The organism is Shimia sp. CNT1-13L.2, from assembly GCF_024331145.1.
Classification (GTDB): domain Bacteria; phylum Pseudomonadota; class Alphaproteobacteria; order Rhodobacterales; family Rhodobacteraceae; genus Shimia.
This window is the reverse complement of the sequence record NZ_JANDJO010000006.1, coordinates 186,685-202,693: the sequence shown is the minus strand read 5'-3', so window position 1 is coordinate 202,693 and position 16,009 is coordinate 186,685. Positions and strand designations below refer to the sequence as shown.

Genomic DNA, 16,009 nt, shown 5'->3' with positions numbered 1-16,009 from the left:
CTCACAAGGTCAATGCGATCTTCGCTCTGGCACCTGTCATGGGGGCCATCTTAGCTGTTGCCTTGGTGATCCTGTAACCTTTCCTTCGTCTTTCCGAGACCTGTCTCCACGCCCTCCAAGGTCAATTGCCGCGCCGACGGTCAGGCCAAGATAGATATATCCCAACACTGCTTCGAAACCGGCCAGCAGGCGCAGGTCCGGGTGCGGTTGAAAATCGCCATAGCCGAGGGTCGTGAAGGTCACGACCGAAAAATAGAGCCCCGAGAGAAAACGGCTGTCCAGATTCGCCGTTGCGACGCTGCCGTTCGCGATGTCAAACTGCACGGTCTGCGTTCCAACACAGATCGGTGAGGTGCACATGATGCCCGCTGCGCTGTGCAGCAGGGCGAAAAACAGGATCATCAACGCGCCGTTGGTAAAGATCGTGCCCCAGGCAAAGCGGTTGGACACATTCCTGCTAAAATGGGCAAGAAACACCGAGACCGCGCTTGCGCCCAGCAAAAGCGAAACGATCAGCGCGGCAAGTGGTTGCTCGGAAATCGGCTGTCCCCCGAAAAACGCTACGATTGTTCCGACAACAACGCCAGCTGTCGGAACAATGCAGAACAAAACCGTTTCACGGGTCATTCGGGCTTATACCAGCATGGTCATCGGGTTCTCGAGGTTGTCGACGATGGCCTTGAGGAACTCTGCCCCCAGCGCGCCGTCGATCACGCGGTGATCCACCGACATGGTGACAGACATTACCGTCGCCACCGTCACTTCGCCATCAGCACCGACCACGGGTTTCTTCACGCCTGTGCCCACGGCCAGGATCCCCGCATGCGGCGGGTTCACGATGGCGTCGAAATTGTCGATGCCGAACATGCCGAGGTTGGAGATCGCGAAACTGCCGCCCTGGTATTCATGCGGGGCCAGCTTGCGGTCCCGTGCGCGGCTGGCAAGGTCCTTCATCTCGGTCGATAGCGCCGAAAGGGTCTTGCTCTCCGCATCCTGAAGGACCGGGGTGAACAACCCGCCTTCGATAGCCACCGCAACCGCCACGTCCGAGGCTTTCATCTTCAAAACGCGATCACCGGCCCAGACGGCATTGGCATCGGGCACCTGTTGCAGGGCAAGGGCGCAGGCCTTGATGATGAAGTCATTGACCGACAGTTTCACACCCCGGCCTTCCAACTGCTTGTTAAGCTCCGAGCGGAACTTCAGCAGCGCATCGAGCTTGATATCGCGGCGCAGATAGAAATGCGGGATGGTCTGTTTGGCTTCCGACAGGCGCGCGGCGATTGTCTTACGCATCCCGTCGAGCGCGACTTCCTCGTAGGTGCGGCCTTCGTACATGCGGGCAACCGTTGCAGCGTCCGCACTCTGCGGCATTGGTGAGGGGGCTGCTGCCGGAGCGGTAGGGGCCGGAGCCGTTTCCACCGCCGCAGGGGCCGTGGCGGCACCTGGCTGGGCGCTTTCCACGTCGGCCTTGACGATCCGGCCACGCGGACCCGAGCCCTGAATGGCCGCGAGGTCCAACCCCTTGTCAGCCGCGATCCGCCGTGCAAGAGGCGAGGCGAAGATGCGGCTGCCATCCGCAGCGGCGGGGGCAGGGGCGGCAGGGGCCGACGCCTGTGGCGCAGGTGCGGCGGCCGCCTGTGCGGGTGCCGCAGAAGCCGCAGGCGCAGCAGCGACGCTCACGTCATCCGCGCTTTCGCCTTCCTCGAGAAGGACAGCGATGGCGGTGTTGACCTTGACGCCCTCGGTGCCCTCGGCCACGAGGATGGGGCCCATGATGCCCTCGTCCACGGCCTCGAACTCCATCGTCGCCTTATCGGTTTCGATCTCGGCGATGATATCGCCGGATTGCACTTCGTCGCCTTCCTTGACCAGCCACTTGGCCAGCGTGCCTTCCTCCATCGTGGGGGAGAGAGCAGGCATGAGGATTTCTGTTGGCATCTCTGATCCTCCTTACCGATAGGTCACTTCTTTGACCGCCGCGATCACCTCGTCGGTGGTCACAAGGGCCATCTTCTCGAGATTGGCCGCATAGGGCATCGGAACGTCCTTGCCGGTGCAGTTGATCACGGGGGCATCCAGATAGTCAAAGGCGCGCTGCATGATCGTGGCCGACAGGTGGTTGCCGATCGACCCAACGGGCCAGCCTTCTTCGACAGTGACACAGCGGTTGGTCTTCATCACCGAATTCAGCACCGTGTCATAGTCGATGGGGCGCAGGGTGCGCAGGTCGATGACTTCGGCGCTTATGCCGTCTTCGGCCAGCTTGTCAGCCGCTTCCAGCGCGTACTGCATCCCGATGCCAAAGCTGACGATGGTTACGTCCGTTCCCTCGCGCCAGATCTTGGCCTTGCCGAAGGGGATGGTGAAATCATCCAGAACCGGCACGTCAAAAGACCGCCCGTAAAGGATTTCGTTCTCAAGGAAGATCACCGGGTTCGGGTCGCGGATGGCCGACTTCAGCAGGCCTTTGGCATCCGCCGCCGAATAGGGCATCACCACCTTGAGGCCGGGGATCTGCGCATACCATGCGGCATAGTCCTGACTGTGCTGAGCGCCAACCCGCGCAGCGGCACCGTTCGGGCCACGGAACACCATCGGCGCACCCATCTGACCGCCCGACATATAGAGGGTCTTGGCTGCGGAATTGATAATTTGATCAACGGCTTGCATGGCAAAGTTGAATGTCATGAACTCGACAATCGGTTTCAATCCGCCAAAGGCCGCGCCCACCGCGATGCCGGCAAAACCGTGCTCGGTGATCGGGGTGTCGATCACCCGCTTGGAGCCGAATTCGTCCAAAAGCCCCTGGGACACCTTATAGGCCCCCTGGTACTCGGCAACCTCTTCGCCCATCAGGTAGACGTCTTCGTCCGAGCGCATCTCTTCGGCCATCGCATCACGCAGGGCCTCGCGCACGGTTTGTTGCTTGAGCTTGGTACCTTCGGGCCAGTCCGGGGTCTGTTCAACCGGTGCCACCTCGGGCGCGGCCGCAACCTGCGCCGCCGGGGCGGGCGCTGCCGCCGGAGCCGCCGCCGCAGCAGGTGCAGCACCTGCTTCTTCGCCGTCCTCAAGCAACGTGGCAATGGCCGTGTTGACCTTCACGTTCTCGGTGCCTTCCGGCACGAGGATGTGGCCAATCACACCGTCGTCGACCGCCTCGAATTCCATCGTGGCCTTGTCGGTTTCGATTTCGGCGATGATGTCACCGGATTGTACGGTGTCGCCTTCTTTCACCAGCCATTTCGCCAGCGTGCCTTCTTCCATCGTGGGCGACAGGGCGGGCATCAGGATTTCAGTAGCCATCTTTCAACTCTCCTCTGTCAGCTTACGCGTAGATATCCGTCCACAGCTCTTCGGCTGCGGGCAGGGGGCTTTCCTTGGCGAAGTCGGCGCTCGCATTGACCACGGCCTTGATCTCCTTGTCGATCGCCTTGAGGTCGTCTTCGGTCGCGTGTTTGCCGTCGATCAGAAGCTGGCGCACGTGGTCGATCGCGTCGCGTTCCTCGCGCATCTTCTGAACCTCTTCGCGGGTCCGGTACTTGGCCGGATCCGACATCGAGTGGCCACGGTAGCGGTAGGTCTTCACTTCGAGGATATAGGGGCCTTTGCCCTTGCGGCAGTGGGCCACGGCGCGCTCACCGGCCTCTTTCACGGCCAGAACGTCCATGCCGTCAACCGCTTCGCCGGGGATGCCAAAGCTCTGGCCTCGGGTGTGGATGTCCGGCGTCGAGGTCGACCGCTGCTGTGCAGTGCCCATGGCGTACTGGTTGTTTTCAATGACAAAAATTACCGGGAGATCCCAGAGTGCGGCCATGTTGAAGGTCTCGTAAACCTGCCCCTGGTTGGCGGCGCCATCACCGAAATAGGTAAAGGTGACACGGCCGTTGCCCTTGTACTTGTCGGCAAAGGCCAGACCCGCGCCCAGAGGCACCTGTGCCCCCACGATGCCATGGCCGCCGTAGAAATGCTTCTCCTTCGAGAACATGTGCATCGAGCCGCCCTTGCCTTTGGAGTAACCGCCGGCACGTCCGGTCAGTTCGGCCATAACGCCGTTCGGATCCATGCCGCAGGCCAGCATGTGGCCGTGGTCGCGGTACGAGGTGATGCGCTTGTCGCCTTCCTCCGCGGCGGCCTCCAGCCCAACCACAACCGCTTCCTGACCGATATAAAGGTGGCAGAAGCCGCCGATCAGACCCATGCCATACAGCTGTCCCGCCTTCTCTTCAAAGCGGCGGATCAGCAGCATTTCACGGTAATATTCCTTGAGTTCGTCGCCCGAGACATTCGTCTTCTTGGCCGGTTTTCTCGCAGCCATTTTGTCCTCCCAGCAGGCAAAAATAGTTTAACGTTAAACAAAATGATAACCCAACAACTTGCGCGTTGGTAGAGGAAATATTCAGAAAGTTGAGGAGGTATCGCGCCTTAGCGGATCACAATTTCATCCGTACGGATCAGGCCAAGAACATCGCGCGCCTGCTGATCCAGCAGATCAAGGTCCAGATATTCATCGGAGAGGCGTTGTGTCAGGTTTTCCATGCGCATGACTTCGGCCTGCAGCTGGGCCAGTTCCGCATCCAGCTTGGCCTTTTCCGCTTCGACCTCGACCCGGCGGAACAGGCCATAGTCGCCCTGAACGGCAGCGAAAGTGAAAATCGACGACAGCACCATCGCCACTCCGAAAAACAGGAGCGCACCAAACGCGGGACGTGATTTTTGTGCTGTCATTTCTGCCTCTTACGCACCCTTTTTCGGGCGTCTGCACGCACTATGCCACAAGGCAGACTCCCTGTGAATCCCCAAAAATCACGGATGTCACCAAATCATGACGCAACGGCTTTCTGGCAACAGGTGCAACCACAAGGGTAGCGTCGGGACCGGAGGAGCACATCATGACACAGTCACAGGCAAGCCGCCATTTAGGCACACACGAGGTGATGAACCAGCCCGACGTCCGGGGAGGGCGTGATCTCTGGTCCGAAGACCTGCCGCTTCGCGAAGCAGCCGAAGCCGCGGGCGCCCGGTTGGATCACCTGGCGCAGGCGGGCAAAACATATGGCGACGAAAACCTGCGTCAGGCGGCCGAGGATGCCCAGCGTGATTTGCCGCGTCTCAAGCTGTTTGACAGGGGCGGGCGGCGTCTGGACGAGGTGACGTTCAATCCCGGCTATCACAGGGTTATGGAAACGGGGCTTGGTGCGGGATATGCCGCGACCGCATGGGATGGGAAACCCGGCGGTCACGCCACCCATGCGGCCCTTGTTTATTACCAGATGCAGGTCGAACCGGGCGCAGGGTGCCCGATGACCATGACCTATGCCGCTGTTCCGGCCCTGCGCAACGATGCGCAACTTTCCGAGATATGGGCACCCAAGCTGACGTCCGGCGTCTATGACCCGTCGATCCGGCCCATAGATCAAAAGGCGGGCGCGACCCTTGGCATGGCGATGACCGAAAAACAGGGTGGTTCCGATGTCCGTGCCAACAGCACGATTGCCACCCGCGATGGCGACCACTATCGCCTGCGCGGGCACAAGTGGTTCTGTTCGGCCCCGATGTGCGACGGTTTCCTGACCCTCGCGCAGGCAGAAGGCGGGCTGACCTGTTTCCTTGTGCCGCGCTGGCTTGAGGGAGAGCGCAATTCGATCCGCCTGCAACGGCTCAAGAACAAGCTTGGCAATCAGGCGAACGCCAGTTCCGAAATCGAATATCACGACACGCTGGCCTATCGTCTTGGCGACGAAGGGGCAGGGGTGCGGACCATCATCGAGATGGTGCACCACACGCGGCTTGATACCGCGATTGCCCCGGCCGCCCTGATGCGGGCCGCCCTCTCCGAGGCACACTACTGGGTCTCTCACCGCTCCGCCTTTCAGCGTCGCCTGATCGACCAGCCTCTGATGCGCTCGGTTCTGGCCGATCTCGCGCTTGATTGGGAAGGCGCGCTGTCGGTGTCTATGTTCCTCGCCCAGGCCTTTGACCGCGATGATGAAGAGGCCCGCGCCCTGGCCCGGGTCGGTGTCGCGCTGGCCAAGTACCTTTCAAACAAACGGTGCATTTCCGTCGTGGCCGAGGCGATGGAGGTGCTTGGCGGGATGGGCTACGTCGAGGACACGCCAATGCCGATGCTCTACAAGGAGGCGCCGCTCAACTCGATCTGGGAGGGATCGGGGAATGTGATCTGCCTCGACATCATGCGCACCTTGGCCCGTGAACCGCGTGCGGTAGATGCCCTGAATGCCGTGCTCGATGGTGCGCGCGGGACAGATGCCCGCTATGACGCGGCACTTCGCCAGCACCGTGACCGCTGGCCAGCCCTGCCTGCCGAACACGAGGCCCGCTGGTTTGCCGAGAACCTCGCCTCGTTGCTGACAGCAGCGGCGCTGATGCGCACCGCGCCCAATGCGGTTGTCGATGGGTTCATCACCAGCCGCGTTGCCCAGCAGCGTGGCAGCGTGGCAGGTTCCGTGAGCGGGTTGGACACCGAGGGTATTCTCTCGCGGCTGGCTTGACCCGAAGGCCCCGCCGGGCGCCCCCGGCGAGACCTTCAAAATTCAGTCGTCGAACCAGTCAAAGCTGCGCTTCTTGCGTTTGCGCGGCTTGATGGACAGGTGCTTGTCCCGCTTGCGCCGCCTGAAGCTCCCGCCGTCCGGCCCGTCATCATCCTCTCCAAGGGCTTCGACCAACTCGTCGATCTTGGAACTCTGCATGAGCCGCGAGGCGTTCAGGAAATTCAGAAACCCCATCACGCGGCTCCTTCCTGATAGGCAGAGGCACCTTTGCGGGCAAGCGAATGGCCAGCGAGAGGCTTGAGCGATGACATCAGACCTTCGTAGCGCGCCACCTGATCGCGCAGGACAAGACGGCGTGCCTTGAGCCAGCGCAGCTTGCCATAGTCCGGTGCGGGGCGGTGCTGTTCCTCGAGGATCTGCCGGTCGAGTTTCCGGTGACGCGTCCTCAGCGCCGAAACATGTGCCGCCAAGGACTCAACGCGCTGTACGATTTTGCTGGTCATGCCAAGCCTCCCATCTGGTTTGCGAAAACGCAGGAGTTCCCTGCTGGTGATGAGATGGGCATTGCAATCATAGAAAGAATGCTAATTTTCCACTTAGTAACTTAGGTTTTTCCTATATTAGGTGGCTACTCATGCAAGATCCCCTGCCGACGCTGAAGCAACTGCGCTATTTCGCCGTGCTGGCCCAGTGCGGCCAATACCGGCGCGCGGCCGAACAGCTGGACCTCAGCCAGCCCTCGCTAAGTCAGCAGATCACCGCGCTCGAATCCACACTGGAGGTTGCCCTCGTCGAACGCGGACGGCGCGGCGTTGTGCTGACACCTGCGGGGCGCGAAGTTCTGGGGCATTGCCAGGGCATTCTCGACGGTGTCGAGCAGTTGATGGGGCTCTCTCAATCCCTGCAAGAAGGGGTATCCGGCACCCTGCGGCTTGCGGCGACCTCGACCATCGGCCCCTATGTCCTGCCGCAACTCCTGCGCCACCTGCACGCGGTACACCCTGATCTGAAACTGCTGGCGCGGGATGGCGCGCCGGCGGAGCTGCTCGAAGAGCTGAAGACCGGGCGACACGATCTTGTGCTGGCGCAACTGCCGGTGCGTTCCGACGATCTGGTCTCGGTGCCGCTTTACCGTGAACCCCTGTTGCTGGCCGTGGCGCGGGATCATCCGTTGGCGGGCAAGGCCCTGATCGAAAAGCACGACCTTGAAGGCCTGGATATGCTGTCACTTGGGGCGACATATGCGCTGAAGACACAGATCGCCCGCCTGAGCGCCGACGCCGGGGCCAACCTGCGCGATGACTATGAAGGCACCAGCCTGGACGCCCTGCGCCAGATGGTTGCGATGAACATGGGGGTAACGTTGCTTCCATCGCTTTATGTGCGGTCGGAAGTGCATGAGACAGACGGCGATGTGGTGGTGGTGCCGATGAAAGGCGGGCTTTATCGAACGGTTGGCCTGTTGTGGCGCAAAACCTCGGGCAAACCCGCCCTCATGAGACGGTTCCGCGATGCCGCGGAAACCGTCGTGTCAGATGTGTTCAAAGACCGCGTAACGGCCCTGAGACCTTAGCCCGCAACGGATGCGTTGTAGATGCTGTCGATGGTGCCGGCGATGGTGCTGTTGAACGCCTCGTCCGACTGCTGTGCAGACAGGCCTTCGGTCAGGGCGCGCGAGAACGACGCGATGACGCCGGTGTTGTTCGACAGGCGCTCGTTGGCTTCGTCACGGCTGTAACCGCCCGACAGGGCCACGACACGCATCACGCGAGGGTGGTCCACCAGCGGTTTGTAGTGGTTCGCGGTTTCCGGCAGGGTCAGCTTGAGCATGATCTGCTGATCTTCCGGCAGGGCGTCCAGCTGTTTGGTGATCTCTGCCAGCAGGATGTCTTCCGCTTCTGCCTTGTCTGCGATCGAGATGGTCACTTCCGGCTCGATGATCGGCACAAGGCCGTGGCCAAGGATCTGTTTGCCAACTTCGAACTGCTGCGCGACGATGGCGGCGATGCCTTCAGCGTTCGCGGCGCTGATGACCGAGCGCATCTTGGTGCCGAAGATACCCGCCTTGACCGCACGTTCGCAAAGCGCGTCGAGTTCGGGCATCGGTTTCATCAGCTGAACGCCGTTTTCTTCGTCAGCCAGACCCTTGTCGACCTTCAGGAAAGGCACGACGCCACGCTCTTCCCACATGTAGGCGGCGGTGGATTTGCCGTCGATCTCGCGGTCCATGGTCATTTCGAACAGGATCGCACCGATCACACGCTCGCCGGTAAAGGCCGGGGCCATCGCGATGCGCGCGCGCATGGCGTGGATCATGTCGAACATTTCGGCTTCGGAACCGTACTGGTCTTCTTCGACGCCATAGAGACGCAGAGCTTTCGGGGTCGAGCCACCGCTCTGGTCAAGGGCGGCAATGAAACCGGCGCCGGAGGTCATCTTTTCGATTTGTGCTTGGTTGGACATATCTGTTCCCGCCCTTGAAAAATTGCAATTTCCGCAGATGCATAATGAATGCGCCCCGCTCATAGGACAGCAGGGCGCGTCATGCAATCGTGGTGGCGCTAACGGGCTGCGGTTGATCCCGAAATTCGCGCCCCGCCTGATCTTATTGCTCGAGTGCCGCGACGCCGGGCAGAACCTTGCCTTCCATCCACTCAAGGAAGGCGCCACCAGCGGTCGAGATATAGCTGAAGTCACCCGCAGCGCCCGACGCGTTCAGCGCGGAAACGGTATCGCCACCGCCGGCAACCGAGACCAGCTGGCCCGAGCGGGTCAGGGCCGCAGCCTTGAGGGCGGCCGCGTTGGTGGCCGCGTCGAAGGGTTCGATTTCGAAGGCGCCCAGCGGGCCGTTCCAGATCAGGGTCTTGCTCTCGGACAGAACCGCGGCAATGGCCTCGACGCTGGCAGGGCCGGCATCAAGGATCATCGCGTCGTCGGGGCAGGCGTCCAGCGGCAGAATTTCGTGGTCAGCGTGGGCTTCGAACTTGCGGGCCACGACGATGTCGGTCGGCAACAGGATGTTGCAGCCGGTGCTTTCGGCCTTGGCCATGATCTCGTTGGCGGTATCCACCATCAGGCGTTCGGCCAGCGAGACACCGATGTCATAGCCCTTGGCCGCAAGGAAGGTGTTGGCCATGCCGCCACCGATCACAAGGTTGTCGACCTTCTCGATCAGGTTCGACAGCAGTTCCAGCTTGGTCGACACTTTCGCACCACCGACAACCGCAGTAACGGGGCGGTTCGGCTTGCCAAGCGCGCTTTCCAGCGCTTCGAGTTCGGCCTGCATCAGGCGGCCTGCGCACGCGGGCAGCAGGCGGGCAAGACCCTCGGTCGAGCTGTGCGCACGGTGCGCCGCCGAGAAGGCATCGTTACAATAGACATCGCCCAGCTTGGCCATGCCAGCGGCAAGGTCGGCGTCGTTCTTGGTTTCACCGGCATGGAAGCGGGTGTTTTCCAGCAGCAGCACCTGACCCGGTTGCAGGGTTTCCGCCGCCAGTTCGGCCTCGGTGCCAACACAGTCGGCGGCAAAGGCGACGGGTGCTTCGAAGGCGCGTTCCAGGGTCGGGACCAGCTGTTCCAGCGATAGGTTGGCGCGGCGCTCGCCACCGGGGCGACCAAAGTGTGCGAGCAGAACCGGACGGCCACCGGCTTCGAGGATATGCTTCACGGTGGGGGCGATACGCCGGATACGGGTCGCATCGGTCACAACCCCATCCACGATCGGCACATTGATATCCACGCGGGTCAGAACGCGCTTGCCGCTCAGGTCCATCTCGTCGAGTGTTTTCCAGCCCATCTTTGCAACTCCGAAAATGAAAACATTTGCCGCGTTCTCTATAGGAAACGCGGCTTAGGTCAATGGGGCGGCTTGGCTTTCGCGTGCGGCATGATTAACTAGCGCCCAAAGACATGACAGGAGGGCCCCATGGCCGAGATCAAAGATCCCGAAAACACCATCCTGATGGAGCTGAAAGACGGCACCGTCGTAATCGAACTGCTGACCGACATCGCGCCGGGTCACTGCGAACGCATGAAAGAACTGGCACGCTCGGGTCAGTATGACAACGTTGCCTTCCACCGTGTGATCGACGGCTTCATGGCCCAGACCGGCGATGTTGCCAACGGCAACATGGAAAACAACTTTGATCTGCGCCGCGCCGGCACCGGCGGTTCGGACCTGCCGAACCTCAAGGCCGAATTCTCGCGCATCCCGCATGATCGCGGCACCCTTGGTGCAGCCCGCAGCCAGATGCCCGACAGCGCGAACTCGCAGTTCTTCATCAACTTCAAGGACAACCACTTCCTGAACGGCCAATACACCGTTTACGGTCGTGTCATCGAAGGCATGGACCACGTCGACGCCATCGTGCGCGGCGAGCCGCCGATGTATCCCGACCGCATGGTTTCGGTGAAGGTGGCGGCCGATGTGGACGCGTAACCTCGGCTTTGCACTGGCCCTCATGGCCGGCCCGGCGTTTGCCAGCGGTCTCGAAATCGAGATCGAAGGCGAAGCCAACGGCACCGTCACCATCGATCTGTTCGAAGACGTCGCGCCCAAGCACGTAGAGCAGATCACCGCGCTGGCCGCTGAAGGCGCCTATGACAACGTGGTCTTCCACCGCGTCATCGACGGCTTCATGGCCCAGACCGGTGACGTGCAATTCGGCAAGATTGGCAGTGACATGCGTATGGCAGGCCGTGGCGGCTCGTCGCGCCCTGATCTGCCTGCCGAGTTCTCGGATGTGCATTATGAACGCGGCATCGTCGGCATGGCCCGTTCGCAAAGCCCGGACTCGGCCAACTCGCAATTCTTCATCATGTTTGCCGAAGGTGGCTTTCTGGACGGCCAGTACACCGTGGTTGGCAAGGTGACCGCGGGCATGGACGTTGTCGACGCCATCAAGCGCGGCAAGGGCCGCAACGGTGCCGTTCTGGGACAGCCGGACATGATGAAAAAGGTGACCGTGACCGAATAAGCTCGGTCAAAGGCATTCACACCATTGTGAGGGGGGCTATGCGGCCCCCCTTTTTCGTCGCACCCTTTCCGGCAAGCATGGAAGGGAGATCCCTCATGTTCATGAGACACGTCCTCGCCACCGCCTTGGCGATCGGGATTACGGGCAGCGCAAGCGCCGATCCGTCATTCTGGAAACACGAATGGCCCAACACGGACTTCAGCAAGACAACTGTGTCGAACTGGGTCGAGATCCTGTCGGGAGGGCCGCCCAAGGACGGCATACCGGCGATCTCCGATCCACAGTTCATCTTCGTCAAGGATGAAACCCGCATAAAGGGCACGGAACCTGTCATAACGGTCGAGCTTGAGGGATCGCTGCCAAGGGCCTATCCGCTGCGGTATCTGACCTGGCATGAGATCGTGAATGACGAGATCGACGGAACGCCCGTTGCGGTAACCTTTTGCCCGCTGTGCAATTCCGCACTGTCGTATTACCGACGTAATACCGACGCGATACTGACCTTCGGTGTAAGTGGTAAACTGCGCAATTCCGACATGGTCATGTACGACCGTGAAACCGAAAGCTGGTGGCAGCAGGCGACCGGCACCGCCATCGTCGGGGAGCTGACGGGCAGGGTGTTGAAGCCACTGCCGTCATGGCTTGAAAGCTGGGACCAGTTCCGCACCCGCAACCCTGATGCGCTGGTGATGGCCGAGCCGCCTTTCAACCGCCGTTACGGCCGCAATCCGTACGAAAGATACGACAGCTCCTACCGTCCGTTCCTTTACAGCGGTGAGTTGCCACCACATGACATTCCCGCGCTGGCTCGGGTCATTCGGGTGGGGGATCGGGCTTGGCCGATGGAACGGCTGCGCAAGGTCAAGACCCTGCGCGAAGCGGGTGTTGAGATCAGCTGGACCCCTGGACAGGCATCCGCGCTGGACACCGCCGACATTGCCAGCGGGCGGGACGTCGGATCAATCCGGGTGCGCGACGGGCAGGGAAGGGACCTGCCACATGATGTGATGTTCGCCTTTGCCTACCATGCGTTCTGGCCTGACGGGCAATGGATGCTGGGGCCGTAAGCACAGAAAGCGACCAATGAAAAACGCCGCCTCGAAGGGCGGCGTTTTCCTTTGTATTTGCAATCGCTTATGCGTCTGCGGCAGGCGCTGCCTTTTTGGCCGGCGCCGCGGCTTTCTTGGTCAGCGGATCGTCCTGACGCTGTACCGAACCTTCGAAGTGCGCACCGCTTTCGATCGCGATGGTCTTGTGGATGATGTCGCCTTCGACACGCGCGGTCGAGGTCAGGCGCACCTTGAGGCCACGCACGCGGCCCACGATGCGGCCGTTCACAACCACATCATCTGCAACCACTTCACCTTTGATGGTGGCAGTCTCACCAACCGTCAGCAGGTGGGCGCGGATGTCGCCTTCGACAGTGCCTTCGACCTGGATGTCACCGGTGGTCTTGAGGTTACCGGTGATGTGCAGGTCCGAGGACAGAACCGATGCCGGGGGTTTGGCCTTGGGGGCCGCCGGGGCAGGGCTTGCCTTGAAGTCGGCTGCCGGTTTCGGCGCAGGTGCGGCCTCGGGGGCAGCAGGCTTGGCCGGGTCGGCAGATTTCGGTGCGGGTTCGTTGATCTTGCTCTTAGAAAACATCTCTTCCAGCCTTGATAAATTTCATCGGGTTCACGGCCCGGCCATTGACCCGGATCTCGTAGTGAAGGTGTGTTCCGGTGGAACGTCCAGAGTTGCCCATATCACCAATAAGGTCTCCGCGCGAGACCCTTTGGCCTTTCTTTACACGGATTTTGGAGAGGTGGGCGTAACGTGTTTCGATACCAAACTCATGTTGGATCTTGATCAGGCGGCCATAGGCCGACTGCCAATCGGCGTGGATAACCACACCGTCTGCGGTGGCATAGATCGGCGTGCCGTGACGGGCCGCGAAATCCGTGCCTTTGTGCATCCGTCCCCAACGCATGCCAAATCCGCTGGTGTAGCGGAACGCGCCGCGCAGGGGTTCCGTGAACGGGGCGGTTTCTGCCGCGATACGGTAGATGTTCAGGCGATCCATCTTGTCCAGCAGATTGTTGGCGCGGATGGTTTCCTCGGTCAGTTCGCCGCCCTTCGTGGAGAACGACAGCGGCAGCATCGGGCCGCCCTGACCATCATATCCACGGCGCACTTCTTCCAGCAACGACTTGGTGTCGAGACCGGCGGATTGGAACATCTTTTCAAGAGGTTCCACAGATACGGTCATGGCGTCTTCTAGCTGGCGGAAGATCTGATCGTTCTTTTCTTCCATCAACGCCAGTTCCAGACGCATTTCTTCGGCAAGGTCCAGTGCGGCGCGGGCGTCACTGATCACCTTGTCACGCTCGGCAGCGGTCTCTTGCAACGCATCAGAAAGCGCGGTGACCATCTCATTTCCAAGCGGCGAGCCAGCGGCCAGCGCAGAAACATCGCCTGAAGCATCGTCTTTGAGTTCTGTCGCTTCCAGTCGGGCCAGATCACGCTCGCTCATGGTGCGGCGCAGGGTGGCCTGGATCACTTCGATACCGGTCTCAAGTTCACGACGACGCGTTTCCGAGGCCAGGAGTTCCGATTGCATGGCGGAAATCTGGGTCAGAGCAGAGTTGAACCGTTCCTGGGCCGCGAGGGCTTCTTCTGTGCGGGCGTCGCGCTCATCCGAGAGATCGTTCAGACGCTGTTCATAGGTCTGCTGATCACGGCGTGCCTGTTCACGGAAATTGCCAGCACCAATCGAGTCCATAAGCAGGATTGCGGTGGCAATGATCGTCCATGCCACAAAGAAGGTTCCGCCCAGAAAGCCGACCAATTGGGTGCTGGGGCGCAGGCGAATAAAACGCGTGTCATCTTCAGAGCGCAGAAACAGGCGACGTTCGGGGAAGTACCGTTCCAGAAAGGCGTGTGTTCGAATTGCCAGACGCGTGCGCACTTTGTTTTCCTTAGTCCCTTGCCCCATCTCCAGGCTCTTGGTTGGCCCGGTCGCGGATGTCTTAACGATTTGGGCGTAACCGGGCAAGTTTTTTGCCCAGTTCCGGGGATTTCTCAATGAGGCGCATGGGCGCGGTTGGCAATCTTCTGCCGATCAGCGCGCGTAGGGCGGCGGCAATTCATCGGCAAGCGGCCAGTAGAAGTCAGGCGGCAGTCCCGCTTCGGCGCGTTTTTCCTCGTTGAACGGAGGCTTGAGGGCCGAGTGGAAATACTTTTGAACAAGCGCGTGGAACTCGGCCTTGGGATCAAGGTTGTCCCTGCCGCAGAGAAAGTTGAACCATTTGGACCCGTATGCGACGTGGCCGACCTCTTCGGCGTAGATCACGTTCAGCGCTTCGATGGTCCGGGTTTCATTGGCCTTCTTGAAGATCTCGATCATGCCGGGCGTCACATCAAGGCCGCGGGCCTCGAGTACCATTGGAACCACCGCCAGCCGCCCGAGGAAATCCTGTGCCGTATCTTCTGCGGCTCGCCACATGCCTGCATGCGCAGGAAGCGCCCCATAGAAGCTGCCCATTTCTTCAAGGCAGTCGCATACCATGTTGAAATGTTTCGATTCTTCGTTGGCCGACTTGACCCAGTCGTCATAGAAACCAAGCGGCATCGGAGTGTCGGTGAACCGCGCGACGATGTCCCAATGCAAATCCACGGCATTCAATTCGATATGGGCAACGGCATGCAACAGGGCGATGCGTCCCTGCGGGCTGCCGGGGCGGCGTTTGGGGACATCACGCGGCGATAGGAGTTCGGGCTTTTCGGGACGCGACGGGCGGTCGGGCGGCGTTGCGTCCCCGATGGCCAGTGGTGCTTCGACCTTGCGAGACGCAAACCACTCCACAGCGTATTTGTGCGAAAGGGCCGTTTTGGCGCGGCCGTCGGCAGTGGTCAGCACTTCGACGGCCATTTGAGACAGAGATTTGGGTGTCACAGGGCTTTTGCCGCCTCCAGGACTTCGGCGACGTGTCCGTCGACCTTGACCTTGCGCCACATCGCGGCGACCCGGCCCTCTGTGTCAATCAGAAAGGTCGACCGTTCGATGCCCATGAAGGTTTTGCCGTACATCTTTTTCTCTTTCCAGACGCCGTAGCGCTCGCAGGCATCGCCTTCAGCGTCGGACACCAGCGGCATTCCCAGTTCCTTCTTGGCCACGAACTTCTCGTGTGACGCCATATCGTCTTTCGAGATGCCGATGATTTTCACGCCGAGCGCGTCAAACTCTGCAAGCGCCTCGGTAAAGCCGATGGCTTCCTTGGTGCAGCCCGGGGTGTTGTCGCGCGGATAGAAGAAGAGCACGACAGGGGAAGGGCGTATGTCAGAGAGCGTGATAGTTGCATCGCCGGTTGCCGGAAGTGTGAAGTCCGGAGCGGGGTCAAGCAGTTCAAACATCTTGAGATTCCTTGGGTCTGGTGGCCATAACGTATATGATGAGATAGGGCGGGCAAGTCCAAAGCAAACCGAAAGAGAAAACCTCTGAACGAGACCCCAAATAGCGCGCCTGAAGAACGTCCGCGGCCA

At 60.7% G+C, this 16,009-nt stretch carries 18 protein-coding genes; 5 read left to right on the top strand and 13 right to left on the bottom strand.

Going from position 1 to position 16,009, the window contains the following annotated elements; genetic code table 11:
• Positions 1–36: 36 nt before the first annotated feature.
• The 5 genes from NNA36_RS14485 to NNA36_RS14465 all read right to left on the bottom strand — a co-directional run bounded on the left by NNA36_RS14485 (position 37) and on the right by NNA36_RS14465 (position 4,728).
• The gene (locus NNA36_RS14485) at positions 37–627 is read right to left on the bottom strand and encodes a potassium channel family protein (protein WP_255108257.1); all 591 of its coding nucleotides are present in this window, start codon (positions 625–627) and stop codon (positions 37–39) included.
• A gap of 6 nt (positions 628–633) precedes the next feature.
• Complete coding sequence (locus NNA36_RS14480) at positions 634–1,941, bottom strand: pyruvate dehydrogenase complex dihydrolipoamide acetyltransferase (protein ID WP_255108255.1); 1,308 nt, start codon at positions 1,939–1,941, stop codon at positions 634–636.
• Positions 1,942–1,953: 12 nt separating this feature from the next.
• A complete protein-coding gene (locus NNA36_RS14475; RefSeq protein ID WP_255108252.1) occupies positions 1,954–3,306 on the bottom strand; it encodes a pyruvate dehydrogenase complex E1 component subunit beta in 1,353 nt (450 codons plus the stop codon).
• Between the two features lie 22 nt (positions 3,307–3,328).
• A complete protein-coding gene (gene pdhA, locus NNA36_RS14470; RefSeq protein WP_255108250.1) occupies positions 3,329–4,318 on the bottom strand; it encodes a pyruvate dehydrogenase (acetyl-transferring) E1 component subunit alpha in 990 nt (329 codons plus the stop codon).
• A 107-nt stretch (positions 4,319–4,425) separates the two neighbouring features.
• Entirely contained in the window at positions 4,426–4,728 is a 303-nt protein-coding gene (locus tag NNA36_RS14465; RefSeq protein WP_255108245.1) for a septum formation initiator family protein, read from the bottom strand.
• A gap of 164 nt (positions 4,729–4,892) precedes the next feature.
• Between NNA36_RS14465 and NNA36_RS14460 the strand changes: the two genes are divergently transcribed.
• The gene (locus tag NNA36_RS14460) at positions 4,893–6,512 is read left to right on the top strand and encodes an acyl-CoA dehydrogenase family protein (RefSeq protein ID WP_255108242.1); all 1,620 of its coding nucleotides are present in this window, start codon (positions 4,893–4,895) and stop codon (positions 6,510–6,512) included.
• Positions 6,513–6,554: 42 nt separating this feature from the next.
• On the opposite strand, the gene NNA36_RS14455 is transcribed toward NNA36_RS14460, so the two are convergent.
• Together NNA36_RS14455 and NNA36_RS14450 are read right to left on the bottom strand one after the other, a co-directional pair.
• Positions 6,555–6,746: a hypothetical protein gene (locus tag NNA36_RS14455; RefSeq protein ID WP_255108240.1), complete on the bottom strand. Its 192-nt coding sequence runs from the start codon at positions 6,744–6,746 to the stop codon at positions 6,555–6,557.
• Positions 6,746–7,015 (bottom strand): YdcH family protein, encoded by a 270-nt coding sequence (locus NNA36_RS14450; RefSeq protein WP_255108237.1) that lies wholly within the window; start codon positions 7,013–7,015, stop codon positions 6,746–6,748. Before NNA36_RS14450 ends, NNA36_RS14455 begins: the two co-directional genes overlap by 1 nt.
• 131 nt (positions 7,016–7,146) lie before the next feature.
• On the opposite strand from NNA36_RS14450, the gene NNA36_RS14445 reads away from it, so the two are divergent.
• On the top strand, positions 7,147–8,085 hold the full coding sequence (locus NNA36_RS14445) for a hydrogen peroxide-inducible genes activator (protein ID WP_255108235.1): 939 nt from the start codon (positions 7,147–7,149) through the stop codon (positions 8,083–8,085).
• On the opposite strand, the gene NNA36_RS14440 is transcribed toward NNA36_RS14445, so the two are convergent.
• A complete protein-coding gene (locus NNA36_RS14440) occupies positions 8,082–8,975 on the bottom strand; it encodes a fructose bisphosphate aldolase (RefSeq protein ID WP_255108232.1) in 894 nt (297 codons plus the stop codon). The two genes, NNA36_RS14445 and NNA36_RS14440, sit on opposite strands and share 4 nt — an antisense overlap.
• Before the next feature lie 142 nt (positions 8,976–9,117).
• Positions 9,118–10,308, bottom strand: a complete 1,191-nt coding sequence (gene pgk, locus NNA36_RS14435) for a phosphoglycerate kinase (RefSeq protein ID WP_255108230.1) — start codon at positions 10,306–10,308, stop codon at positions 9,118–9,120.
• A gap of 129 nt (positions 10,309–10,437) precedes the next feature.
• On the opposite strand from pgk, the gene NNA36_RS14430 reads away from it, so the two are divergent.
• The 3 genes from NNA36_RS14430 to NNA36_RS14420 all read left to right on the top strand — a co-directional run bounded on the left by NNA36_RS14430 (position 10,438) and on the right by NNA36_RS14420 (position 12,555).
• Positions 10,438–10,950 (top strand): peptidylprolyl isomerase, encoded by a 513-nt coding sequence (locus NNA36_RS14430; RefSeq protein ID WP_255108227.1) that lies wholly within the window; start codon positions 10,438–10,440, stop codon positions 10,948–10,950.
• On the top strand, positions 10,937–11,488 hold the full coding sequence (locus NNA36_RS14425) for a peptidylprolyl isomerase (RefSeq protein WP_255108225.1): 552 nt from the start codon (positions 10,937–10,939) through the stop codon (positions 11,486–11,488). Before NNA36_RS14430 ends, NNA36_RS14425 begins: the two co-directional genes overlap by 14 nt.
• A gap of 95 nt (positions 11,489–11,583) precedes the next feature.
• Positions 11,584–12,555 (top strand): DUF3179 domain-containing protein, encoded by a 972-nt coding sequence (locus NNA36_RS14420; RefSeq protein ID WP_255108223.1) that lies wholly within the window; start codon positions 11,584–11,586, stop codon positions 12,553–12,555.
• 67 nt (positions 12,556–12,622) lie between these two features.
• Here NNA36_RS14420 and NNA36_RS14415 read toward each other — a convergent pair whose 3' ends face one another.
• From NNA36_RS14415 to NNA36_RS14400, 4 genes are all read right to left on the bottom strand, one after another.
• On the bottom strand, positions 12,623–13,132 hold the full coding sequence (locus NNA36_RS14415; RefSeq protein ID WP_255108219.1) for a polymer-forming cytoskeletal protein: 510 nt from the start codon (positions 13,130–13,132) through the stop codon (positions 12,623–12,625).
• A complete protein-coding gene (locus tag NNA36_RS14410) occupies positions 13,122–14,435 on the bottom strand; it encodes a M23 family metallopeptidase (RefSeq protein ID WP_255108217.1) in 1,314 nt (437 codons plus the stop codon). Before NNA36_RS14410 ends, NNA36_RS14415 begins: the two co-directional genes overlap by 11 nt.
• A gap of 153 nt (positions 14,436–14,588) precedes the next feature.
• Positions 14,589–15,398, bottom strand: coding sequence for a ferritin-like domain-containing protein (locus tag NNA36_RS14405; protein WP_255108337.1), 810 nt, complete (start codon positions 15,396–15,398; stop codon positions 14,589–14,591).
• 20 nt (positions 15,399–15,418) lie between these two features.
• The gene (locus tag NNA36_RS14400; RefSeq protein ID WP_255108216.1) at positions 15,419–15,880 is read right to left on the bottom strand and encodes a peroxiredoxin; all 462 of its coding nucleotides are present in this window, start codon (positions 15,878–15,880) and stop codon (positions 15,419–15,421) included.
• Positions 15,881–16,009 lie beyond the last annotated feature (129 nt).